The 23,077-nt window shown below is 63.8% G+C and carries 23 protein-coding genes and 1 riboswitch; of the genes, 13 read left to right on the forward strand and 10 right to left on the reverse strand.

Annotated elements, in window-relative coordinates:
- From RMO23_RS03345 to RMO23_RS03355, 3 genes are all read right to left on the reverse strand, one after another.
- On the reverse strand, positions 1 to 255 hold a 255-nt coding region (locus RMO23_RS03345), incomplete at its 3' end, for a bifunctional adenosylcobinamide kinase/adenosylcobinamide-phosphate guanylyltransferase (RefSeq protein ID WP_309678683.1).
- Entirely contained in the window at positions 248 to 1,099 is an 852-nt protein-coding gene (locus RMO23_RS03350) for an ABC transporter substrate-binding protein (RefSeq protein ID WP_309678684.1), read from the reverse strand. The genes RMO23_RS03345 and RMO23_RS03350, both read right to left, overlap by 8 nt.
- Positions 1,100 to 1,224: 125 nt before the next feature.
- The gene (locus tag RMO23_RS03355) at positions 1,225 to 2,994 is read right to left on the reverse strand and encodes a TonB-dependent receptor domain-containing protein (protein ID WP_309678685.1); all 1,770 of its coding nucleotides are present in this window, start codon (positions 2,992 to 2,994) and stop codon (positions 1,225 to 1,227) included.
- Between the two features lie 202 nt (positions 2,995 to 3,196).
- A riboswitch (cobalamin riboswitch) is annotated at positions 3,197 to 3,489 on the reverse strand.
- Between the two features lie 37 nt (positions 3,490 to 3,526).
- Here RMO23_RS03355 and RMO23_RS03360 point away from each other — a divergent pair.
- From RMO23_RS03360 to RMO23_RS03370, 3 genes are all read left to right on the forward strand, one after another.
- On the forward strand, positions 3,527 to 3,742 hold the full coding sequence (locus RMO23_RS03360; RefSeq protein ID WP_309678686.1) for a cell division protein ZapB: 216 nt from the start codon (positions 3,527 to 3,529) through the stop codon (positions 3,740 to 3,742).
- 20 nt (positions 3,743 to 3,762) lie between these two features.
- Positions 3,763 to 4,092: a cell division protein ZapA gene (locus RMO23_RS03365; protein ID WP_309678687.1), complete on the forward strand. Its 330-nt coding sequence runs from the start codon at positions 3,763 to 3,765 to the stop codon at positions 4,090 to 4,092.
- A 318-nt stretch (positions 4,093 to 4,410) separates the two neighbouring features.
- Positions 4,411 to 5,226 (forward strand): sulfite exporter TauE/SafE family protein, encoded by an 816-nt coding sequence (locus RMO23_RS03370; RefSeq protein WP_309678688.1) that lies wholly within the window; start codon positions 4,411 to 4,413, stop codon positions 5,224 to 5,226.
- A gap of 17 nt (positions 5,227 to 5,243) precedes the next feature.
- On the opposite strand, the gene rraA is transcribed toward RMO23_RS03370, so the two are convergent.
- Complete coding sequence (gene rraA, locus RMO23_RS03375; RefSeq protein ID WP_309678689.1) at positions 5,244 to 5,774, reverse strand: ribonuclease E activity regulator RraA; 531 nt, start codon at positions 5,772 to 5,774, stop codon at positions 5,244 to 5,246.
- Positions 5,771 to 6,262 carry an Lrp/AsnC family transcriptional regulator gene (locus RMO23_RS03380; RefSeq protein WP_309678690.1) on the reverse strand — a complete coding sequence of 164 codons (492 nt, stop codon included), beginning with the start codon at positions 6,260 to 6,262 and terminating at the stop codon, positions 5,771 to 5,773. The genes rraA and RMO23_RS03380 overlap by 4 nt, the downstream gene beginning before the upstream one ends.
- A gap of 84 nt (positions 6,263 to 6,346) precedes the next feature.
- On the opposite strand from RMO23_RS03380, the gene yedA reads away from it, so the two are divergent.
- The 7 genes from yedA (at position 6,347) to RMO23_RS03415 (ending at position 14,054) form a co-directional block, all read left to right on the forward strand.
- Positions 6,347 to 7,279, forward strand: a complete 933-nt coding sequence (yedA, locus tag RMO23_RS03385) for a drug/metabolite exporter YedA (RefSeq protein WP_309678691.1) — start codon at positions 6,347 to 6,349, stop codon at positions 7,277 to 7,279.
- A 108-nt stretch (positions 7,280 to 7,387) separates the two neighbouring features.
- Positions 7,388 to 7,849, forward strand: a complete 462-nt coding sequence (locus RMO23_RS03390) for an SWIB/MDM2 domain-containing protein (protein ID WP_309678712.1) — start codon at positions 7,388 to 7,390, stop codon at positions 7,847 to 7,849.
- Between the two features lie 356 nt (positions 7,850 to 8,205).
- Positions 8,206 to 9,216 carry an ABC transporter permease subunit gene (locus RMO23_RS03395; protein ID WP_309678692.1) on the forward strand — a complete coding sequence of 337 codons (1,011 nt, stop codon included), beginning with the start codon at positions 8,206 to 8,208 and terminating at the stop codon, positions 9,214 to 9,216.
- Positions 9,213 to 10,112, forward strand: a complete 900-nt coding sequence (locus tag RMO23_RS03400; RefSeq protein ID WP_309678693.1) for an ABC transporter permease subunit — start codon at positions 9,213 to 9,215, stop codon at positions 10,110 to 10,112. The genes RMO23_RS03395 and RMO23_RS03400 overlap by 4 nt, the downstream gene beginning before the upstream one ends.
- A 133-nt stretch (positions 10,113 to 10,245) precedes the next feature.
- Positions 10,246 to 11,277 carry an ABC transporter ATP-binding protein gene (locus tag RMO23_RS03405; protein WP_309678694.1) on the forward strand — a complete coding sequence of 344 codons (1,032 nt, stop codon included), beginning with the start codon at positions 10,246 to 10,248 and terminating at the stop codon, positions 11,275 to 11,277.
- Positions 11,274 to 12,284 (forward strand): peptide ABC transporter ATP-binding protein, encoded by a 1,011-nt coding sequence (locus RMO23_RS03410; protein WP_309678695.1) that lies wholly within the window; start codon positions 11,274 to 11,276, stop codon positions 12,282 to 12,284. The genes RMO23_RS03405 and RMO23_RS03410 overlap by 4 nt, the downstream gene beginning before the upstream one ends.
- 132 nt (positions 12,285 to 12,416) lie before the next feature.
- Positions 12,417 to 14,054 (forward strand): ABC transporter substrate-binding protein, encoded by a 1,638-nt coding sequence (locus RMO23_RS03415; RefSeq protein ID WP_309678696.1) that lies wholly within the window; start codon positions 12,417 to 12,419, stop codon positions 14,052 to 14,054.
- Positions 14,055 to 14,221: 167 nt separating this feature from the next.
- Here RMO23_RS03415 and RMO23_RS03420 read toward each other — a convergent pair whose 3' ends face one another.
- Both RMO23_RS03420 and RMO23_RS03425 read right to left on the reverse strand, forming a co-directional pair.
- Positions 14,222 to 15,916, reverse strand: coding sequence for a thiamine pyrophosphate-binding protein (locus RMO23_RS03420; RefSeq protein ID WP_309678697.1), 1,695 nt, complete (start codon positions 15,914 to 15,916; stop codon positions 14,222 to 14,224).
- Between the two features lie 29 nt (positions 15,917 to 15,945).
- A complete protein-coding gene (locus RMO23_RS03425) occupies positions 15,946 to 16,254 on the reverse strand; it encodes a hypothetical protein (protein WP_309678698.1) in 309 nt (102 codons plus the stop codon).
- 228 nt (positions 16,255 to 16,482) lie between these two features.
- On the opposite strand from RMO23_RS03425, the gene RMO23_RS03430 reads away from it, so the two are divergent.
- On the forward strand, positions 16,483 to 17,385 hold the full coding sequence (locus tag RMO23_RS03430; RefSeq protein WP_309678699.1) for an aldo/keto reductase: 903 nt from the start codon (positions 16,483 to 16,485) through the stop codon (positions 17,383 to 17,385).
- A 3-nt stretch (positions 17,386 to 17,388) separates the two neighbouring features.
- Complete coding sequence (locus RMO23_RS03435; protein WP_309678700.1) at positions 17,389 to 18,006, forward strand: DUF6064 family protein; 618 nt, start codon at positions 17,389 to 17,391, stop codon at positions 18,004 to 18,006.
- A 34-nt stretch (positions 18,007 to 18,040) separates the two neighbouring features.
- Here the strand turns inward: RMO23_RS03435 and RMO23_RS03440 are convergent, their stop codons facing one another.
- The 3 genes from RMO23_RS03440 to RMO23_RS03450 all read right to left on the reverse strand — a co-directional run bounded on the left by RMO23_RS03440 (position 18,041) and on the right by RMO23_RS03450 (position 21,727).
- Positions 18,041 to 18,709 carry a general secretion pathway protein GspB gene (locus tag RMO23_RS03440; RefSeq protein WP_309678701.1) on the reverse strand — a complete coding sequence of 223 codons (669 nt, stop codon included), beginning with the start codon at positions 18,707 to 18,709 and terminating at the stop codon, positions 18,041 to 18,043.
- A 3-nt stretch (positions 18,710 to 18,712) separates the two neighbouring features.
- Complete coding sequence (locus tag RMO23_RS03445) at positions 18,713 to 20,401, reverse strand: AAA family ATPase (RefSeq protein WP_309678702.1); 1,689 nt, start codon at positions 20,399 to 20,401, stop codon at positions 18,713 to 18,715.
- A gap of 69 nt (positions 20,402 to 20,470) precedes the next feature.
- Positions 20,471 to 21,727, reverse strand: coding sequence for an MFS transporter (locus tag RMO23_RS03450; RefSeq protein ID WP_309678703.1), 1,257 nt, complete (start codon positions 21,725 to 21,727; stop codon positions 20,471 to 20,473).
- A 99-nt stretch (positions 21,728 to 21,826) separates the two neighbouring features.
- On the opposite strand from RMO23_RS03450, the gene RMO23_RS03455 reads away from it, so the two are divergent.
- Complete coding sequence (locus tag RMO23_RS03455; RefSeq protein WP_309678704.1) at positions 21,827 to 22,666, forward strand: helix-turn-helix transcriptional regulator; 840 nt, start codon at positions 21,827 to 21,829, stop codon at positions 22,664 to 22,666.
- Positions 22,667 to 23,077 lie beyond the last annotated feature (411 nt).

The raw sequence follows: 23,077 nt of genomic DNA on the forward strand, positions 1-23,077 counted from the left end.
GTTCAGGGCCAGCGCTTCGCTCAGCGCCAGCGGCTCTTCCACCGTGGTCATGCCGGGCACGCGCTCAGCCCGGTCGGCCTGGTGATGGGCGATGCGGGCGGCCATCTCATCGTCCCACGGCTGGCCCGTCGCAACCATCACGGCGCGGTGGTTGCCGGATTGCGCCAGCCACTGGCGCGCCAGCATTTCAGCTCGGCGTGACTTGCCACTGCGCTGGCCGCCGAGGATGAACTCGCTTCTGGCGATGTCATGCATGTAACTGGCTCCAATCCATGATGATTTGGTGAATCTGCTCGACACCGTCGGTGAGCGATGCGGGTCCGGGCTGCAAAATTTCAGCGGATTTGATTTCAAACAGCTGGTCGTTCTGGACGGCGTTGACGCCTGCCCAGCCAGGCCGCGCCCGCACATGCGCAGGCCGAAAGCGCCGCCCGCACCACGAGCCCAGGATGATGTCCGGGTTGCGCGCCACGATGGTGCTGCCGTCGGCAATGATGCGGCCCTTGCCCATGGGCTCTTTGGCCAGCTCGGGAAAACAGTCGTCACCGCCGGCAATGCCGATGAGTTCAGACACCCACGCAATCGCCGAGATGTGCGGGTCGTACCACTCTTCAAAAAAAACCCGCGGGCGGCGCTTCAGGCTGGCGGCCGCCTGTTCAATCTCCAGCAAGCGGCGCTGCATGCCCTGTATCAGCGCCAGTCCGCGGGCTTCCTGCCCCACCATGGCGGCCAGCTGGTACAGCATCGAAAAGATTTCTGCCACGCTGCGCTGGTTGAAGATGGTGACCTGAACCCCCTTCTTGACCAGTTGCGAGGCAATGTCGGCCTGCAGGTCCGAAAAACCAATCACGCAGTCGGGTTGCAGGTCCACAATCTTGTCGATCCTGGCGTTCAAAAAAGCACTGACCTTGGGCTTTTCCTCGCGGGCACGCGGCGGCCGCACGGTGTAGCCCGAGATGCCGACGATGCGGCGCTCTTCACCCAGCAGGTAAAGCCACTCGGTCGGCTCTTCGGTCAGGCAGACGATACGCTGCGGACCGTAGCCCGAAGCATCCGGCCCCGCGGCCAAGGTGCGCCAGTCAAGCGGGTTGGGGGTCATGAGGGTTCCTTCAAAAACCAAACTGTTGCGGCCAACGGACGGGACGCCAACCCGCTGTGGAACTAACCGGCCCTGACCGGGCCAGGTAGCTGCAGCGCCTCACCGGCCCCGACGGGCCGCGGCACTTACAGCCTGGGCGCCCAGGTCAGACCCAGATAAAGGCTGCGTGGCTGCTGGTTGTAACCGTAAACCGTCTGGTATTTTCGATCAAACGCGTTGTCAAGGCGCGCCTTGAAGGTTAACTCGGGTGACAGCTTGTAGGCGCCCGACAGGTTCAACAGAGTGTAGGCACCCAAGGTGGTGTTCACCGACTGGAAGGTGTTCACATCGGTGAAAACATCGGGGCGCTCGCCGCTGTACTGCAGGTCCGCACTGAGGCGCAATGCCCCCAGAGGCTGTGACACCCCGAGCGACATCAGTGTGCTGGCGCGGCGGCTCAGCCGCTGCCGGGTGATCTCATTGACGGGGTCTTGCACCGTGAGGCTGGCCCGCAAATCGGTTTGACCCAGCAGGCCCTTGTAGGACAGCTCCAGGCCATCGTTGCGGGTGCGGCTGATGTTGGCAAACGCAAAGGTACTGGTGTCGAAGTTGAGCTGGTCCCTGATGCGGGTGTCAAAGTAGGTGGCGCGCAGCAGATGACCGCCCTGCTCGTACTGCAGGCCCAGCTCCTTGCTGCGCGCCAGTTCCGGCCTGAGCAGCGGGTTGCCGAAGCCGGGGGCAAACAGGTAGCCCAGCGGCGGCGCGATAAACGCCGTGGATGCGCTGGCAATCAGCTTGAGTTGCTCGGTGACCGGATAGCCGTAGCCGATATAGCCGGTGCTTTCTTTCAACTCGCCCACCTTGTCGTGACGAACATTGAGCTGCAGGCCGCCCGCGCCCACTTTGCCTTCAACGCCCGCAAATACCGCCGTCGCGTTGCGCTTCTGGTCGTAAGGCGCGCCAAACGCGGAGGTGGTGGTGGTCTCGACGCGTTGTCGCTGCTGCTCGAGGCCGCCGGTCACGATCCAGTCATTGTCCAGCGCCAGGGTGTTGACCCAGTTCAATACGGTGGCACGCGTCACGAAAGTGTCCGTCGAGCCAAAAGCGCCGTCGTCGAAAAAGCGGCTCTTGTCAGACTGCTCGCTCAGGGACAGACGGCTGCGCCAGCTGCCCCACGTGTTGTCGGTAAATACCGTGGCCTGGTTCAGGCGGGTGGTCGAATTCTGCACATCGGTGGGCGCGCCAAAAGCGTTGTCAAAAGCCGTCTCGCCTTTGGACTTGAACAACTTGAGGCCAAAGCTGTGGTCCTTCGACAGCCTGTGCGTGGCCGACAGGGTGGCAGAGGTGTTGGCATAGCCGTCCGCATCGGGGTTGGCACCGGGCTGCTGCGCAGGGTTGAGGGCCGAAAATCCGTCGGTCTTGACGCGCGACAGGCTGGCGCTGAACGAGGTATCGCCGTGGCTGGCATTCACGCTGCCCGACAGCTTTTTAAAGGCCCGCGGCCCGAGTTCCAGCGACAGCGCGGCGGTCGGCGCGCGTGAACCGGTTTTGGTGAAAATCTGGATCACGCCGCCAATGGCGCCCGAGCCGTAAATGGCCGACACATTGCCGCGCACAATTTCAACCCGCTCAATGCTGTCAAGCATGATGTGCTCAAGGCTTACCGCACCCGAGGCATCCTGCTTGTTTTGCGCAATGCCATCAATCAGCACCAGCGTTTCCAGCGCCGCTGCACCCCGCAAAAAAATGCTGGACGTGGTGCCGATGCCGCCGTTCTGGGTGCGCTGCAAACCCGCCTCACGCTGTAGCAGCGTGACCAGATCGGTGGCCTGAGAGCGCTCAATATCCTCCTTGCTGATGACCGTGGTGTGCGGCAAAGCGGCGCTCAGCAGCTGCTCGTTGCGCGTTGCCGTCACCACCGTCTCCTTAAGTTGCGGCGTGGAGGAGGTCTGGGAGAAAACCGGAAAGGCAGAAAAAATGGCGACCAGGGCAGCGGGAAGCACGGCCAGGCGCGCAGGGGAAACACAGGTTTTCATGGAATCAAACAATCAACAAAATGCCCTTACCGGCTTCCCCGCCGGTGCATGAGCGTTACGAACGCTCGGTCAAATCATGGACGCGCGCATTCACCTTGTTGGCCGGTATCCGGGCTGACGGAACTGGTTTCATCGCCTTCCCAAGCGCGTGTTCAAGACGCTCAGTGGCTATAGATGAAAACTGAATAGGCCCCAAGGAATGGTCCTGAAGGCGGCGATTCGTCCGTTTTACCGTTGCGGGGGCAGCGCAGGTTAAAAATCGCGGCGCTTCCGTACGGGGATTAACCCGGCCCGGATGGCTTTGACTTCCTCCTGCTTCCCGTTGAACTGCAGCATGTGAACCACACTGCGAGCACCAACAGGCGAGATTCTACGCGGCAAAACCTGTGCAAACCCTACAATCAGCTTCGCCATGTCGAACCAAACCCAAATCGACCAGATCACGGAACGCGTTGAGCGGCTGCTGCTGCGCTACGAGGAATTGCAGCGCACCAATACCTTGCTGAGCGAGCAGGTCAGCGTGTTGACGCATGAGCGCGATTCACTCAAATCACGGTTGAGCGCTGCCCGTGCCCGCGTCGACGCCCTGCTGGAACGCCTGCCCGAGAGCAACGGCCACAGCCTTTAACCAACGGTGGGAACTGCTTGATGAAACAGCTCGAAGTGCAAATCATGGGTCAAAGTTATCTGCTGGGCTGCCCTGAAAACGGCGACGCCCGCATGCTCGACGCCGTCAACCGCGTCGACATGGCGATGTGCAAGATCCGTGATGCCGGCAAGATCAAGGCGCGCGACCGCATTGCCGTTCTGGCCGCGCTGAACCTGGCATTTGAGCTGCCCGAGCGCAGTGCCACGCCGGCAGCGGCTGCCAGCGTACCCAAGGCCGCTCACGCTGCCAGTGATGCACCACAACCGGAACTGGCCGCCCTGCTGCAGCGGCTGGACGCGGCACTGGGTATCGACGGCCGTTTGCTGTAACGCCGCCAGACCGAAAATCTCCGGCCGCCGACCTGTACAGGCGCCTTCAAAGGCCTACAATTGGGCCGTCTGCGATGCGCATTGGGCTTTATATTTCCTTGAACCAATGCTCTATGAGCTCGGGCTTGGTAAATTGTCTGGCAGGTGTGATCGTCTCGCGTTAGACGAACCCGAAACCTGACTGCCCTCGCCCACCTGAACCCCGGTTCAGGATGACGGTCCAGTGGTACTCGCAGACACCTAATTCCTTTTCTCTCCCGGGTCGCTCGGCCCACTCTGGCCCACCCCCGACCTGCCGCAACTGATGCGGCCCGCCCCATGAATCTTGAAGCCCTGCTCATCATCGAACTCGCGTTGCTGGGCATAGGGACCGGTTTTCTGGCAGGGCTGCTGGGCATAGGCGGCGGCATGCTGATGGTGCCTTTCATCACCCTCATCCTGTCCCACCGCGGCGTTTCGCCCGACCTGTCGGTGAAGATGGCGATTGCCAGCTCCATGGCGACCATTATTTTCACGTCCATCGCCAGCGTTCGGGCGCACCACAAGCGCGGTGCCGTGCGCTGGAACATCGTTCGCCGGCTGGCACCGGGCATCGTGGTGGGCAGCATCATCGGCAGCCTGGGCGTATTCGCGCTGCTCAAGGGCGCTTACCTGGCGATCTTCTTTGGTTTGTTCGTGAGTTTTTCAGCGACCCAGATGTTTCTGGACAAAAAACCCTCGCCCACGCGGCAGATGCCGGGCACGGCGGGCCAACTGGTGGCCGGCGGTTTTATCGGCTTCATGTCGGGCCTGGTCGGCGCCGGTGGCGGCTTTATCAGCGTGCCTTTCATGACCTGGTGCAACGTGGCGATTCACAGCGCCGTGGCGACCTCGGCCGCGCTTGGCTTTCCGATTGCCGTTGCCAACGTGCTCGGCTATGTCATCAGCGGACAAAACGTGCAAGACCTGCCGGCCGGCGCCTTCGGCTACATCTGGCTGCCGGCGCTGGCGGTGATTGCGGTGTGCAGCTTCATGACCGCACCGCTGGGAGCACGCGCCGCCCACAAGCTGCCCGTCAGCAAGCTCAAGCGGGTTTTTGCCAGCATCCTGTACGTGCTGGCGGCCTACATGCTGTACAAGGGCCTCAGCAGCTAAGCCCCGCGAAAGCATATTCAGTTTGTGAACGGTGCCGTCATCACGACGATGCCGTCCTCATCGGCATAAAGCCAGTCGCCCGGTCGCACCGCAACCCCCTGAATCTGGACGGCGACATCGCGCTGACCCTGCTGGTGTTTTTCGGTCGGCAGCGGCATCGCGGCCAGGGCGCGTATGCCGGTTTGGCACCGCGCCAGCTCGGCCACGTCGCGCACACAGCCATCAATCACGACCCCGGCCCAGCCATTTTTGGCGGCCGCGGCGCCCAGGTTGCCGCCCAGCAGGGCGCGGCGCAGAGACGCGCCACCATCAACCACCAGCACCCGGGCCTCACCGGGCGAGTCGACCGCATCCTTGACCAGCGAGTTGTCCTCGAAGCACTTGACGGTGACCACCCGGCCACTGAATTTCTGGACCGCGCCAAAACTCCTGAATACGGGCGGCAACACCCTGAATGCGCCCGAGCCGTCGCTTTTATGGGTATCACAGAGATCGCAGGTGGCGAACGAGACGGCAGCCGAGGCTGCAACAGGAACAGGTTTTGTCATTTTCCGGTGACCTTCTTGATCGTGGGTTTGATACTTTCCCGCCGCGCGGGCAGCACCGTGGCGTTTTCGCGGGGCGCGTTCAGCACGATACAGGTGGAAGTCTGTGTCAGGTTGCAGAATTTGGTCACCACGGCATCCAGATGGGTCACGTCGATGACGGCAATTTCCAGTATCCAGCTGTCCTCGCCGGTCACGTTGTAGGCATTGATGACCTCGGGCGTCTGCTCAATGAGTTTGACGACCCGCGGGTATTCGGCCCGCGCCAGGCGCACGATGGCGCGAATGCCATACCCCAGGCGCGTCAGGTCCACCTCGGCGCGGTAGCCCCTGATCACGCCGTTCAGCTCCAGCTTGCGCACGCGTTCGGTGACCGCCGGCTGGCTCAGATGCACACGTCGGCCCAACTCGGCCATGGTGATGCGGGCATCCTGCTGCAGTTCCGCCAGGATCCGGCTGTCATAGGCATCGCATTCGCAGGTTTCGGTCATTGTGCTTTCCAAGCATTAAATTGAAAGTTGAACCGATTTTTTGCCTTTATTTTTGCATGGCATCGGCGCCTCTGGCAACTTACGATGCCTTGCATGACACCATCACTTTCAACCCGTTTTCCAGGCTCAAGGCCTGCCTCCCTGCTGTTTCCCGCCCTTCTCGCCTGTTACCTGATATGGGGATCCACCTACCTCGCCATCCGGCTGGCCCTGGTCAGCTTTCCGCCGTTCTTCCAGATGGGCACACGCTTTCTGACGGCGGGCGTTTTGCTGATGGCATGGGTCGTCGTGCGCAAGCAGCCTTTACCAAGCCGGCGCGAATGGCGCAATGCGCTGATCATCGGCGCCCTGATGCTGGGCGGCGGCATGGGGCTGACCGCCAGTGCAGAAGTGCATATTGGCTCGGGCCTGATCGCCACCTTCATCGCCGTGGTGCCCATGATGGTGTCGGCGCTGGGCCTTTTGCTGGGTCAGCACCCGAGCCGGCTTGAGTTTTTGGGTATGGCGGTCGGGCTGGCCGGTGTGCTGCTGCTGGTGCAGGGCGCCAGCTTTGCAGCGGCGCCGGTCGGGCTGGCCTGCATAGCCGGGGCGACCGCGCTCTGGTCGCTGGGCTCGGTACTGTCCACCGCGCGGCTGCCGCTGGCCACCGGGCCGGCCGGCTTTGCCAGCGAAATGCTGTGTGGCGGCGCGGTGTTAATGGTGATTTCCCTGGTGCTGGATGAACCCCGGCAGGTGCTCAGTCATTGGCCGGCACAGCCCTTGGCGGTATGGGCCTGGCTGTATTTGGTGGTGTTCGGGTCCCTTATTGCCTTCAGCGCCTACCTCTATTTGCTGGCCAATGCGTCCCCTGCCGTGGCCACCAGTTATGCCTTTGTGAACCCGCTGATTGCCATTTTTCTGGGTGCATTGTTTGCCGGTGAGCAGGTCACCGGCGGCGAATGGATGGCCTGCGGCGTGATCCTCATGGGCGTGTTTTTGATTTTCAGAGGTAAATCCGCAACAGAAGCGCGCAAATAAAGTCGCTTCTCCCTATGAAACAACGTTTTTCTCCAGTAGCATCCGCTTTGCCACGGGGAAGTAGTTATTCCGGTGGTGATTTATCAACTTCTAGAAGGAAAATCAATCATGGCAACTGCAAAAAAAACACCGGCAAAAAAAGCGCCTGCAAAAAAGGCTGCACCGGCAACAAAAGTAGCTGCTAAAAAAGCAGCCCCAGCGAAGAAGGCGGCCGCACCAAAGGCAGCTCCTGCAAAAAAAGTCGCCGCAAAAAAGGCCGCACCGGCCAAAACGGTAGCGGCAAAGAAAGCGGCTCCGGCCAAGAAAGTGGCTGCAAAAAAGCGCACCCCCAATGCAGCGTTCATGAAAGCGCTGACCTTGAGCCCGGCGCTGGCCGCTGTGGTGGGCGACAAGCCACTGCCACGTACCGAGATTGTCAGCAAGCTCTGGGTTTACATCAAAGCCAAAGGCCTGCAGGACAAGATCAACAAGCGCATGATCAACGCCGACGAGAAGCTCAAGGCGGTTTTCGGCAAGGCGCAGGTGTCGATGTTCGAGATGGCCGGCCTGATCGGCAAGCACGTCAAATAATCGGTTTTATCTCCGATTTCAAAAGGCCGGTTTTCACCGGCCTTTTTTTATGCGGCGCTCCCTGCTCCATGTCCAGCCTTACCGCCCCGCGCGCTCCTGCAGTTCGTGACAACGCACTAGGGGTTACTAGGTAGCAAGCAGTCGACGGCACACCTGAAAATCAGCACATTTGTTGCTAAGATAAAAATCTGCCACGGCACAACCGGGTATGACAAAAATGACAATTCACAAGATTGGTTCCTGCCCATGCATCTAAAAAACGACTCTCTGCAGACTCCTGCAAGTCCTGCAAACTTCCGCCACAGCTGCGGATCGCGCGCTCGCCGCACCTTTGCCCGCCTTAGCCTCCAGCCCTAATGCTTCGCTTCATCTTCACCCGACTGAGCCTGATCATCCCGACTTTTCTGGGCATGACGCTGCTGGCCTTCTTTTTGATTCGCATGGTGCCGGGCGACCCGATAGAAACCATGGCCGGCGAGCGCGGCATTGACCCGGTTCGGCATGCGCAACTGTTGAAAGAGTTCGGCCTCGACAAACCGGTGCTGGTGCAATACGGCATCTACATTGGCCGGGTTCTGAAAGGCGATCTGGGCAAGTCCCTGATCACCCAGGAGCCGGTGCTGCGCGAGTTCCTGACGCTTTTTCCGGCCACGATTGAGCTGGCCGTGGGCGCCATCATCTTTGCGCTGCTGATCGGCATTCCGGCCGGCATTCTGGCGGCTGTCAAGCGCAACTCGATACTCGATCACGGCGTCATGGGCGTCTCGCTGACCGGCTATTCCATGCCGATTTTCTGGTGGGGCTTGCTGCTGATTTTGCTGTTTTCAGTCGAACTGGGCTGGACCCCGGTGTCGGGCCGCCTGTCGGTGCAGTACTTTATTGAACCCACCACCGGTTTTTTGCTGATTGACTCCCTGCTGTCCGACGACAAGGGGGCGTTCTGGTCGGCCGCCTCGCACCTGATCTTGCCGGTGATCGTGCTGGGCACCAATCCGCTGGCAGTGATAGCGCGCATGACACGCTCGGCCATGCTCGAAGTGCTGGGCGAAGACTACATCCGCACGGCGCGCGCCAAGGGCCTGTCCAACCTGCGGGTGGTGGCGCTGCATGCACTGCGCAACGCGCTGATTCCGGTGATTACGGTCATTGGCCTGCAGGTGGGCGTGCTGTTTACCGGCGCGATCCTGACCGAAACCATTTTCTCCTGGCCTGGCGTCGGCAAATGGCTGATCGAAGCCATCAGCCGCCGCGACTACCCCGTGTTGCAGGGCGGCATCCTGCTGCTCGGCACCATCGTGATGGCGGTCAACCTGCTGGTTGACATCACCTACGGCATCATCAATCCACGCATCAGGCACCAGCGATGAGCACGGCTATCTTGAAATCAGGCACTCCGCCGGCACCACCGCACCCGCTGCGCGAATTCTGGAACTACTTCAGCGCCAATCGCGGCGCGGTGATCGGCCTCGTGATTGTGCTGTCGGTGTTGCTGGTGGCGCTTTTTGCGCCCCTTCTGGCGCCGCACGCGCCCAACATCACCAACAACGCGGTCTTCCTCAAACCGCCGGCCTGGCAGACCGGCGGAAGCTGGACCTACCCGCTGGGCACCGACGCCATCGGGCGGGACATCCTGTCGCGCCTGATGCACGGCGCCCGCCTGTCGTTGGTGATTGGCCTGGCGGTGGTGACTTTGTCGGTGATTGTTGGCACGGTGCTGGGCCTGCTGGCCGGTTTTTTCCGGGGCATTTTCGAGATTGCCGTGATGCGGCTGATGGACATCATCCTGACCCTACCCAGCCTGCTGCTGGCGATTGTGATCGTGGCCATCCTGGGCCCAGGCCTGATGAACGCCATGCTGGCCGTCGCCATTGTGGTGCTGCCGCATTACGTGCGCATTACCCGCGCCGCGGTGATTGCCGAAACCTCGCGCGACTATGTGACCGCCGCGCGCATGAGCGGCGCGGGCCGCCTGCGGCTGATGTTCAGCGAAATCCTGCCCAATTGCACCGCGCCGCTGATTGTGCAAGCCTCGCTGGGCGTGTCTACCGCCATTCTGGATGCTGCCGCTCTGGGCTTTCTGGGCCTGGGCGCCCAGCCACCGTCCCCCGAGTGGGGCACCATGCTGGCCGATGCCCGGGAATTTGTGCTGCGTGCCTGGTGGGTCGTCACCTTTCCGGGTCTGGCTATTTTGATCACCGTGCTGGCGTTCAACCTCTTGGGGGACGGACTGCGTGACGCGTTTGACCCTAAGCTCAAACGATGAATACGATCGACACACATCCGATGAACCTCTTCGCAAGTAACAGCGCGGAACCGGCTTTGCCGGGCCGCAGGTGTTGCCCCCAGCGGGGGGATCCGGCTACACGCAGTGAGCCGAGAAGGGGGAGGATTTAAACATGGCCCTGCTTGAAATAGAAAACCTGTCCGTCGAGTTTCCCTCGCAAAACGGTGTCATGCACGCCGTTGACGGCATCAGCCTGAGTATCGAAGAAGGTGAAGTGCTGGGCATCGTCGGAGAATCCGGCTCCGGCAAAAGCGTCACCATGATGGCCCTGATGGGCCTGGTGGCCTATCCGGGTCGGGTACGCGCCGACAAACTGCGCTTTGCCGGCCACGACCTGCTGGCGCTGTCTGACCGCGAGCGCAGCAAGCTCACTGGCAAAGACGTGGCCATGATTTTTCAGGATCCCACGACCAGCCTGAACCCCTGCTTCACCATCGGCTTTCAGCTCACCGAAACCCTGCGCCTGCATCTGCACATGGACGGCAGGGCCGCCACACGCAAGGCCATCGAACTGCTGGAACAGGTCGGCATCCCCGCCCCTGAAAGCCGTTTGAAAGCCTACCCGCACCAGCTGTCGGGCGGCATGAACCAGCGCGTGATGATTGCCATGGCAATTGCCTGCAACCCGCGCCTGCTGATTGCCGACGAGCCCACCACCGCGCTCGACGTGACGATTCAGGCGCAAATCCTGGACCTGCTGCGCAGCCTGCAGAAAGAACGCGGCATGGCGCTGGTGCTGATCACCCACAACATGGGCGTGGTCTCTGAAATGGCGCAGCGCGTGGCCGTGATGTACGCCGGCCAGATCATGGAAGAGCAAGCCTCGCACGCGCTGTTCAACACGCCCCAGCACCCCTATACCGAAGCCTTGCTGGCCGCCCTGCCCGAGCGCAGCGACGGCAGCGCCCGGCTGGCGACCATTCCCGGCATGGTGCCCGGCCTGTACGACCGGCCCACCGGTTGCCTGTTTGCGCCGCGCTGCGCCTACGCCACCCAGCATTGCCGCGAGGAGCGGCCCATGCTGCGCGCCTGGGACCCCAGCGCGCCGGCCGGCGGCAAGGTCCGCTGCCACTATCCACTCGGAGACCCCGGCCGCGAAGCCGCCATATTGCGCGACCAGCCCCTGCTGGAGGTGCCAGCATGAGCGCGCCGCACAACACCTCCGCGCCCTTCGGCCAGCCCGTGGTCGAGGCCAGGGACTTGCGACGCGTGTATGAAATACGCCGTGGCTTCATGCGGCCTTCCGACCATTTGCAGGCGGTGGGCGGCGTGTCGTTTGCCGTCCATGCCGGCAAGACCCTGGCCGTGGTGGGCGAATCGGGTTGCGGCAAGTCCACGCTGGCCCGCATGGTGTCGCTGATCGAAACCCCGACCGGGGGCCAGTTGCGCATCAAGGGCGTGGATGCCGTCCATGCACCGCATGAGGAGCGCCTGGCGCTGCGCAAGGCGGTGCAGCTGGTGTTCCAAAACCCCTACGGCTCGCTCAATCCGCGCAAGAAAATCGGGGCCATCCTCGAAGCGCCGCTTGAAATCAACACCACCCTGACCGCGCAGGAGCGCGCCGACAAGGCGCGCGCCATGCTGGCCATGGTGGGCCTGCGCCCCGAGCACTACGACCGTTACCCGCACATGTTTTCAGGCGGCCAGCGCCAGCGTATTGCGATTGCCCGCGCGCTGATGCTCAACCCTACGCTGGTGGTGGCCGACGAGCCGGTGTCCGCCCTCGACGTGTCGATTCAGGCCCAGGTGCTTAACCTGCTGGCCGACCTGCAGCAGTCGCTGGGCCTGGCCTACCTGTTTATCTCGCACGACCTGGGCGTGGTGCGCCACATTGCCCACGATGTGCTGGTGATGTACCTCGGTCATGCGGTCGAGCAAGGTGAAAAAAACGCGCTTTTTGCACGGCCGCTGCACCCCTACACCCAGGCCCTGCTGGCGTCCACGCCTGGCCTGGCCGGCAGCACGGGCGTCAAGCAGCGCATAGTGCTCAAGGGCGAGTTGCCTTCACCGCTCAATCCGCCCAGCGGCTGCGTTTTCTCCACCCGCTGCCCACATGTCACAGAACGCTGCCGCGCCGAAAGGCCGGTGTTGCGCGAGGTCGCAGACCGGCAGGTGGCCTGTCACTATGCTGAAAATTTTCTCGTCGCGTGAGCCAAAAGCCGTGCACACCCTGCGCTGCTTCCGGCCACGTTTTTTCATGACCAGCGCGTGCAAACACAATTTGCGTAAACTGGCCAATTGTTCGCTGCCTTGCAGCTTTAACCTCCAAAGGGAGTCCGTCAAATGATTCAGACCCAACCTCTTGCCCGCCGGCTGCGTCCGGTGCAGCGTGCCCTGCTGTGCGCCATTGCCGTGCCAGCACTGCTGGCACTTTCGCCCGTGTCTGCCAAGACGCTGGTGTTCTGTTCTGAAGGCAGCCCGGAGAACTTCTACCCCGGTGTCAACACCACGGGTACCTCGTTTGACGCCAACGAACCGATCTACAACGGCATTGTGGGGTTTGAGCGTGGCGGCACCAAGGTCGTGCCCAGCCTGGCCGAGAAGTGGGACATCTCCGCCGACGGCAAGGAATACACCTTCCACCTGCGCAAGGGTGTGAAGTGGCACAACACCAACAAGGGCTACAAGCCGACGCGCGACATGAACGCCGACGACGTCATGTTCATGTTCGAGCGCCAGTGGAAGGAAGACAATCCCTACTTCAAGGTCACCAGCCCCAACCACTCCTACTTCAGCGACATGGGCATGCCCAAACTGCTGAAATCGGTGGAAAAGGTCAACGACTACACCATCAAGATCACCCTGAACCAGCCCGAGGCACCGTTCCTGTCGAACCTGGCCATGCCTTATGCGGCGGTCCAGTCCAAGGAATACGCCGATGCCATGCTCAAGGCCGGCACGCCCGAAAAGATTGACCAGGACCCGGTCGGCACCGGCCCCTTCTCTCTGCTGCAATACCAGAAAGACGCGGTCATCCGCTACAAGGCCTTCCCGCAATACTGGGGTGGCAAGGCCAAGATCGATGACCTGGTGTACTCGATCACGCCGGACGCCTCGGTGCGCTGGGCCAAGCTGCAAAAGGGCGAATGCCATGTCATGCCCTACCCGAATCCGGCTGACCTGGAAGCCATCCGAAAGGATCCCAATGTCACCGTGCTGGAGCAGCCCGGCCTGAACGTCGGCTACATGGCCTACAACACCACCAAGAAGCCGTTTGACGATGTGCGCGTGCGCAAGGCCATCAACATGTCCATCAACAAGAAGGCCATTGTGGACGGCGTTTACCTGGGCACCGGCGTTGCCGCCAAAAACCCGATTCCACCGACCATGGCCGCCTACAACAACGCGGTCAAGGACGACGAATACAACCCGGAAGCCGCCAAAAAGTTGCTGGCTGAAGCGGGTTACCCCAACGGCTTCACCACCGACCTGTGGGCCATGCCGGTTCAGCGCCCCTACAACCCCAATGCCAAGCGCATTGCCGAGCTGATGCAGGCCGACCTGGTCAAGGTCGGCGTCACGGCCGAGATCAAGAGTTTTGAGTGGGGCGAATACCGCAAGCGCATGCAGGCCGGCGAGCACCAGATGGGCATGCTGGGCTGGACCGGTGACAACGGCGATCCGGACAACTTCATGTACACCCTGCTCGGCTGCGCTTCGGCGCAATCGGCCAGCGGCAGCAACATCGCCAAGTTCTGCTACCAGCCCTATGAAGACCTGGTGCTGAAAGCCAAGACCGTGACCAACCCGGCAGAACGCACCAAGCTGTACCAGCAGGCCCAGGTGGTCTTCAAGGAGCAGGCGCCGTGGTTCACGATTGCCCACGCCGTGCAACTCAAGCCGGTCAGCAAGAAAGTGGTTGATTTCAAGAACAGCCCGTTTGGCCGCCACAACTTCTACGGTGTGGACATCAAACCGTAAGTTGTCTTCAAAGGCTTGAAACCTCTGCCGGCTCCATCATGGAGCCTGGGGGGCCAATAAAAAAACCGGGCGCTGGCAACAGCGTCCGGTTTTTCTGCTTTTGGCAATGAAATAAGCCTCTAGCCCATACAGAACGTGCGGATTCAGCTACTATTTTTATAGCACTGTCAAGGCGCTTTGGCCAGCGCGTTCTGCGTGATGGCCGACAGCGTGCCGCGCGTGGTGATCACTTCCGGGTCCAGCGTCACCTCAATCACCGTGCCCTCGGGGCGCGCCAGCGCGGCCAGCAGTTCGGCTTCAAACTCCGCCGTGCGCGTGATGCGCACACCGGCATAGCCATAGGCGCGCGCCAGCGCGGCAAAGTCCGGATTGTTCAGGCGCGAGCCGCTTTCGTGCTGCGGGTATTCGCGCTCCTGGTGCATGCGGATGGTGCCGTACATGCCGTTGTTGAGCAGCACGATGATGCTTTTGGCGCCGTGCTGCACCGCCGTGGCCAGCTCCTGTCCATTCATCAAAAAGTCGCCGTCGCCGGCGATGGTGAAGGCCACGCGCCCGGTGGTGATAGCCGCCGCAATCCCGGCCGGCACGCCATAGCCCATGGCCCCCACCGTGGGCGCCAGTTGCGTCTTGTGGCCCTTGGCCAGCCCGTGGTGCTTGAAGAAGCGGTGCACCCAGCTGGCGAAGTTGCCGGCACCATTGGTCAGCACGGCGTCTACCGGCAAATGCTGTTGCAGCAGACCGACGATGGCCGGCATGTCGATGTCGCCGGGCAGTTTTTGCGGCTGCAGATTGGCCAGATAGTCTTCGTTGGCCGAGGCCGTCCACGCCTCCCAGCGCACTTCCACAGGCGCCGCCAGCCCTTCCAGCGAGAACGCCGCCGCATTCATGGTGGCGTTGATCGCCAGATCGGCCTGGTAGACCCGGTTCAGCTCTTCGGCGCTGGCGTGGATGTGCACCAGCTGCTGCGTCGGCCTGGGCGCCTGCAGCAAGGTGTAGTTGCCGGTCGTCATTTCGCCCAGGCGCGGGCCGACGGCGATGATCAGGTCGCTGGCCTTGATACGCGCCGCCAGTTTGGGGTTCAGGCCAATGCCCACATCGCCGGCGTACTGCCGATGATGGTTGTCAAACGTGTCCTGAAAACGAAAGGCGTTGCCCACCGGCAGCTGCCAGTTTTCGGCAAAACGCTGCAGTGCCTGCGCCGCCTGCGGCGTCCAGCCGCCGCCGCCGGCAATGACGAACGGGCGCTCTGCTTTTAATAGCATCTCGCGCAATGCCAGCAAGGACGCCGGGTCGCTCCAGGCCTGCACCGCCGCCACGCGCGGCAAGGGCCGGGCCGCCGTCATGCGGGTCAGCATGTCTTCGGGCAGCACCAGCACCACCGGGCCGGGCCGGCCGTTCATGGCCGTGGCAAAGGCGCGTGCCACGTATTCGGGAATGCGGTCGGCGTCATCGATGCGCTCCACCCGTTTCGCAAAGCCCTTGGTACTTGGCCCGAAAAAACTGGCGTAGTCGACCTCCTGAAAGGCTTCGCGGTCGCGGCAGTCGCTGGCTACATCGCCGACCAGCAGCAGCATCGGGGTCGAATCCTGAAACGCCGTGTGCACGCCGATGGAGGCATTGGTCGCGCCCGGCCCGCGCGTCACCATGCAAACGCCCGGCCGTCCCGTCAGCTTGCCGTGCGCCTCGGCCATGAAGGCCGCGCCGCCCTCCTGGCGGCAGGTGATGAATTTGATTTGATCGCGCCGCGCATGCAGGCCGTCCAGCACCGCCAGATAGCTTTCGCCCGGCACGCCAAACGCATGGGTAACGCCCTGGGCCAAAAGGCAGTCAACAAGAAGGTGGCCGGCAAGTTGTGTGGTCATGCCCCCATTTTGCCGTGCTCGGTGCCCACTTACTCCGGCGTGGCACTGTCGTTGTCGGCGCCGCCGGCGGCCAGCGCCTGCCTGGCCAGCTCTTCCTCGCTCAGCGGCGGGGCCTCTTCCAGCGCGGCCAGCTCCTCCAGAAACTCCGGCGTCGGCTCCTCGTGCTCGAGCAGCACTTCCTCCAGCTTTTGCTGGCCGGTCTCGACGTGCACAGAGGGTGAATGCAGCGTGGTGGGCGGCACCGGAAACTTCTCGCCCAGCTCAAACTTCAGGGCTTCGGATTTCTCCTCCACCCAGTGGGCGAAATCTCCATCTTTGGGCGTGGTCGAATTGCTCATGGCCGTCTCCTTGCGTGCGTTGCAGCCTTGGCCGCGGATGGCCGGGTCTGCCTCACGCTTCATTATGGCGCTACACCAGGCCCATGGAAAGATTACCCACGCCAGCGGTTATCGGTAGCCAGCCACACCAACCGCCGAGAGGTTCGGTTTTCCGCTTCGTCATGTTGTCGCGGTGGGCTTGCTGACCCTGCCGCTCCGCCGGACCCCGCCCTATGCTAGTCTGCCAAAATGCGACGCCGCACCCTGCTGCTGCACCTTGCCCCCGCGCTGGCCGCGGCAGGCGCGCTTGCGCAAAGCCCTGCGCGCCCGCCGCCGCTGTCCCGGCCCATCCCCTCGTCGGGCGAGCCGATTCCGGTGCTCGGGCTGGGCAGCTGGATCACCTTCAACGTCGGCAATGACCGCCCGGCGCGCGTCCAATGTGCCGAGGTCATGCGCCAGTTTTTCGAGGCCGGCGGACGCCTGATCGATTCCTCGCCGATGTACGGCTCTTCGCAGGGCGTCATCGGCGACGCTCTGCAAACGCTGGCGGCGCAGCGGCGCGTTTTTTCCGCCGACAAGGTCTGGACCTCTTCGGCCGGGGCAGCGCAGATCGAGGCCTCGCGGCAGCTCTGGCGGCTGCCGCATTTTGACTTGCTGCAGGTTCACAACCTGCTGGCCTGGCAAGAGCAGTTGCCGCTGCTGCAGGCCATGAAGGCCGCCGGCCAACTGCGCTATGTGGGCATCAGCACCTCCGAGGGCCGGCGCCACCGCGAGATGGAGCAGATCATGCGCAGCCAGAGCATCGACTTTGTCCAGCTGACTTACAACCTGCTCGATCGCGAGGCCGAGCACCGGCTGCTGCCGCTGGCGCGCGAACGCGGCATCGCCGTGCTGGCCAACCGACCGTTTCGCCAGGGCGACCTGCTGCGCCAGTTGCAGCGCCACCCGCTGCCGGCCTGGGCCGGCGAGATCGACTGCGCCAACTGGGCCCAGCTGGCGCTGAAATTCATCGTCTCGCACCCCGCCGTTACCTGCGCGATTCCGGCCACCGGCAATGCGGCTCACCTGCACGACAACATGGGCGCGGCGCTGGGCCGCATGCCCGACGAAGGATTTCGCAGGCGCATGGCCGCCCATGTAGAGGCGCTGTGAAGCATGTCCGAGTGGTGGAGCTACCGGCTAACTGATTTCCTGATGTTTTCACCGCGCAGCTATTGGCGCCTGGTGGAGCTTTACAACCGCGATGTCTGGCCCGCGCAGCTGGTCGCGCTGGCTGCGGGTTTGCTGGCACTCTGGCTGGCCGCGTCCCGGCGCGACGGTGCGGGCCGGTTGCTCACGGCGCTGCTGGCTGCGGCCTGGCTCTGGGTCGGCTGGGCCTTTCACTGGCAGCGCTATGCCGCGATCAACTGGGCGGCCCCCTATTTTGCGCTGGCATTTGCGGTTCAGGCCATCCTGCTGGTGGGCTTGGGCGTGCTGCGCCGCGATGCGCAAACGCGGGCCACTGCCGGTTTGCGGCAAAGCCTGGGCTGGCTACTGGCCACTGCGGGCGTGGTGCTTTACCCGCTGGCCAGACTGCTCGCCGGTTTCCCCTGGCCCCAGCTTGAGGTGTTTGGCCTGTCGCCAGAGCCGACGGCGCTGGCCAGCCTGGGCCTGCTGCTGGCCAGCGGCTACCCGCCATCGCGGTCTGGGCGCTGGATGCTCTGCATCATCCCCACGCTGTCGCTGCTGGTGGGCGGCGTGACCTTGTGGTTATTGGCCGAAAGTGGAGGCTGAAGGCGGATGACTGGTGGCCGCTTCACTGCGCGCGTCAGTACGCCAGTCCGTAGCGGTAGCCGCGATAGCTCAACACCGCCGTTTTGGCGCGGATCTGCTCCAGTCGCACACCCGGCGCCGCGTCGGCGCCTTCGCCCAGCACCTGGCCGTTGACGATCAGCATGCGCTGGGCCGGATTGGCCGAATAAACGCCGCCGCTGATGGCCAGCTTGGGCAGCTCACGCTGCACGTCGGCCGGCAATTCGCTGACCGACAGCACACGCTCGCGGCCGGGCTCTGCCGTTGCCGACGCGGAGGTAGCCAGGGCCGCAGCGGGGGGAGCCGCTCTGGCTGCCTCGCGCACAGGCGCCGTGACAGCCGCTGGCGGGGGTGGCGCCGCAGGCGGCGCTGGAGGCAGCACCTGGGCAGCAGGCGGCGGCAGAGGAACGGCTGGCGCGACCGCTGCAGCGGCTACAGGGGGCAGCAAGGGCACTGTAGCCGGCGCAGGCGCCATCACCGTTGCGGCAGGTCGGGCCAGTTGCCACGCCGCCACCGCCAGCAAGCCCGCACAGACCAGGCCGACCGTGCCCCACAGCCAAAGCCGGGTCTGGCGGCTGGCGGGACTATCCGGCGCAGACGCCACCGGCCGGGCATGAATGCCGCGTGCCGGGTCACGTTCGCGCTGGGCGTCGGCTTTGCGCAGGGCATCAAGAATGTAGGACATGGTTCAGGGCCCGGTGCGAAGGGTCGGCTCGTCCACGCCGGCCGCACGATTGAGTTGCATGAAAGTCAACGGCCCGAGCAGGCCATCGGCCGGCAGCCCCTGCGCCAGCTGAAAAGCCCGGACCCGTGCCTTGAAAGCGGCGTCCTGGACGGGGCGGCCGGCGGGTGGCGCCGTGCCGTCCAGCGTGGCCAGCCGGGCCGCCACCCATTGCACCGCCGGGCCGCCCTGGCCATCATTGACGGGGCCGCTGTAGCCTGCCGGGCTGCGCCAGAGCGTGGAAAAGTCGCCCTGCCAGCGCGCCGCCAGCGCCGCCAGCGTCACGGTCTGCTCGCTGTCGCCGGCGCGCAGGGTGGCGCTGTCCGGCGTCAGCGCGGTCAGCAAGGCATACGAAGGAGAGCCGCTCTGGCTGTCGAGCTTGACGATGCCGGGGCGGCCCAGCTGGCGTATCAGCGCCAGGCTGGTGTTGCTGCCAAAGCAGCGCACCTGCTCGCGCGCCAGCGCCTGGCAGGGGGCGCCCTCGCCGGGCGTGAGTTTCCAGGCCTGTGCCAGTTCGCGCCAGGCCTGGTTTTCGTCATGCAACAAGGTCGGGGGCGGCGCCGACGGTACGGGCTGGACTATGGCTGCGTCGACCGGCGCACTGGCCGCGACGAGCGCGGAGGCCGCAAGCACGGCGGGGGCCGCTGCAGGCGGGGGGGCGGCGACAGCAGCCACTTCGGGCACTCGGGACACCGGCGTCACGGGCGCCGCCCAGCGGGCCATGGCCAACAGGCCGGCGCCAGCGACAAGGCCCAGGCCCACCAGCGCCGCACCGCGGCGCCAGGGCCCGGCAGTGGAGGCTGCGCGCGCCGGGGGGTCGAACACCTCCCCCGCCGCCTTGTTGACGATATCGCGGCTGACCGTAGCCTGGCCGCCGGCAAAGGCGCCCAGCAAGGCGCGGTCGCACAGCAGGTTGATGCGGCGCGGCACGCCGTGCGCAAGCTGGTGGATGCGCTTGAGCGCCTTGCGGTCAAACGGCAGCGCCTGTTTCAGCCCCGCCACGTCGAGCCGGTGCTGGATGTACTGCGCCGTCTCGGCCGGGGTCAGGGCATCGAGGTGGTAGCGCGCAATCACGCGCTGGGCCAGCTGCTCCAGCTCGGGCCGCTGCAGCATGGCGCGCAGCTCGGGCTGGCCGATCAGCACGATCTGCAGCAGCTTGCGCTCGCTGGTTTCCAGGTTGGTCAGCAGGCGCAGCTGCTCCAGCACCTCGGCCGACAGGTTTTGCGCCTCGTCGATGATCAGCACATTGTTTTGCCCGGCGCCATGGGCCCGCAGCAAAAACGCGTTGAGCGGGTCCAGGTAATCCTTGACCGTGGGCGGCTGCCGCTCTTTGGTCGCCACCGCGATGTGAAACTCGTCGCAGACCGACTGCAGCAGCTCGATCACCGTGAGCTTGGGGTTGAAGATGTAGGCCACGTTGCAGCTGGCCGGGATCTGTTCCAGAAAGCAGCGGCACACCGTGGTCTTGCCGGTGCCGATCTCGCCCGTCAGCAGCACAAAGCCGCCGCCCGCCCCGCCCGCGCGGCCGTCCGGCCCGCCCAGCCCATACAGCAGGTGCGCCAGCGCCTCGCGGTGCCGCTCGCTCATGAACAGCATGCGCGGGTCGGGCGCGATGGAAAACGGCGCCTGCGTGAGGCCGAAAAAGGGCGCGTACATGGAGGGCAAGGATACCGCACCGCCGCCCGGCAGCGGCCAGAATCCGGCCCGTCAGGCCCGTCCCGCCCGTCAGGCCGTGACCAGCGCCGTGCGCCGCACCCGCCGCACATTGAAGGCGCTGGCTATCAGCACGCCCTGCATCAGCGCCAGCCCCAGCAGCACGCCGCGGAACTGGCCCTGGTCCATCAGTACGCCAAACACCAGCGGCGACACCGCCTGGCCAATGTCCAGCCCGGCATACACCACGCCGTAGACCCGGCCGGTTGAATTGGGCGGCGTGGATTGCTTGACCAGCAGGTCGCGCGAAGGCCCGGCAATGCCGGCGGCAAAGCCCATCACGCCAAACAGCACCGGCACCATCCAGGCGGCCAGGCTGCCTGGCACAGCAAGGGCCAGCAGCAGCGCCACCGCCGCCGCCACGCCAAAACCCGCGCCCACAATGCGCTCGCAGCGCGAGGCATCGGCCGCCAAAAAGCCGCCCAGCACCATGCCGCCGGCGCTGCAGACCATGTAAATCGTCAGGCACATCGCCACCAGCGCCAAGGGCACGCCATGCAGCTGGCGCGCCGCCTCCGGCGCAAAGGCCTGCACCACGCTGAGCACAATCGCGTACCAGAAGAAAAATGCAAAACACATCCATACCGCCGGGATTTTCAGGAAAGCCAGGCTGCCGTCAGCGACGGCGCCAGCCGCCTGGCCGGGCGCCTCTGCCTCTTTCTCCAGCGTCAGCGTGTCACGGTGCAGCAGCAGCACCGCCAGCACCGCAAACACCAGCAGGCCCGCGCACACCAGCGCCGCGCGCCAGGAAAAAGCAAACGCCATCGGCACCAGCAAGGCCGGCGCCAGCGCCCAGCCCAGGCTGCCGGTGATGCCATGCACGCTATAGGCATGGCCCAGGCGCGGCGGGCTGACCTTGCGATTGAGCAGCGTGTAGTCGACCGGGTGAAACACGCCATTGCCCATGCCGCCCAGCACCGCAAACGCCGCCATCATCCCGTAGCTGCTGCTGGCCGCATAGCCAAAAGCCGCCAGCCCCAGCAAGCTCAGCCCGCCAAACAACACCGGGCGCGGGCCAAACCGGTCCACCACAAAGCCCGACAAGGCCTGCACCGCGCAAGAGACGACAAAGAAAACCGTCATCAAAAATCCCAGCTCCGCGTAACTCACGCTGAATGCGTCCTTCAGCCACGGAAACAGCGGCGCCAGCAGCAACTGGCTGAAGTGGCTGGTCAGGTGCGCCGTGCCGACCAGGCCAATCACGCGGGCATCGCGCCGCAGCGAAGCGGCGTCTTGCCGGGGCAAGTTCAGGGTGCTTGAAGTGTTCATCGCGCTATCGTAGTATTGGCCTGGCTTGCTGAAATGCGACAAATCGCCATGTTTCAGCGAATTTCAGACAAACCCACCTCCAGCCCCTGCCAAACACGCATGCCCCGCCACTCCCCGCTACGCCTCATGCCGGTCGGCGACACCGACGGCTTTGTGCCCAGCCGCGAGCGCCCGGTGCGGCTGCGCGCCCGCAGCCTGGCGGCCGATACCCACTTCGAGCCCCACTCGCACGCCTGGGCCCAGCTGGCCTACTGCGCCAGCGGCATCGTGCAGGTCACGGCGGCGCAAAGCGACCAGGCCGAAAGCGAAATCACCTACATCGTGCCGCCATCGCGCGCGGTCTGGATTGCGCCCGGCGCGCGCCACCACATCACGGTGCTGGAAGCCGCCGAATTCAGAACGCTGTATATCGACGCCAGCGCCACGCCCCTGGGCTGGCAGGGCTGCCGTGTCATGGTGGTGTCGCCGCTGCTGCGCGAATCGATTCACGCCCTCGATTCGTCCGCCGAAAAAACGCTTAATGCTGCGCGCGAACAGCTGCTGTGCGCGCTGGTGCTCGACGAAATCACCCACGCCGACACCCAGGCGCTGGGTGTGCCGCTGCCGCATCCGCAAACCGGCGACAAGCGCCTGCGCGCCCTGTGCGAAGCGGTGCTGCGGGCCCCGTCAGAGCGCGCCACGCTGGCCGAATGGGCCGCTAACATGGGCGCCAGCGAGCGCACCATGGCGCGGCTGTTTCGCGATGAGCTGGCCTTGAGCTACCAGCAGTGGCGCCAGCAGGCGATCCTGGCGCACGCCCTGCCCTTGCTGGCACGCGGCCAGCCGGTAAGCCGGGTGGCCGCCGCCAGCGGCTACGCCAGCGACAGCGCGTTTTCAGCCATGTTCAAGGCCGCCATGGGACAGCCACCCAGCCATTTTCAGAACAAAAACTGCCTCTAGCCCAATATTCACGGGCGCAAGCAGCTATAACAACAGGAGCAACCCGGGGTGGCATCCGGTTCCGTTCATCGGAAAAACGTTTGCAACGTGACCATCCTGGACGAATTGAAAATTGCCAAAACTACTCGGCGGAGTTCAGCCTCAACAGGATTTTTGTGCAATTGAATGAGCACGAAAATCAGGGTGAAGTCCACTCGGGCTATGAATCGAATGGCGCCCCTGTGCCCCAAGCAGCCTGTGACGATATCAGCTGAATGTCGGCAATGCAGGCGATTGCTGCCGATCGTCGGTGTCGGCTTACCGACAACCCAATTGATTTCCAGTCAACGGTCGTTCATGACCGGCTCTTGACGACCCAAAGCGCCCGTCATGCAAAGAAAGCCGTATCCCCCACCCGTCTGCGAACGGGTT

It is taken from the genome of Polaromonas sp., from assembly GCF_031411155.1.
GTDB lineage: Bacteria > Pseudomonadota > Gammaproteobacteria > Burkholderiales > Burkholderiaceae_C > Polaromonas.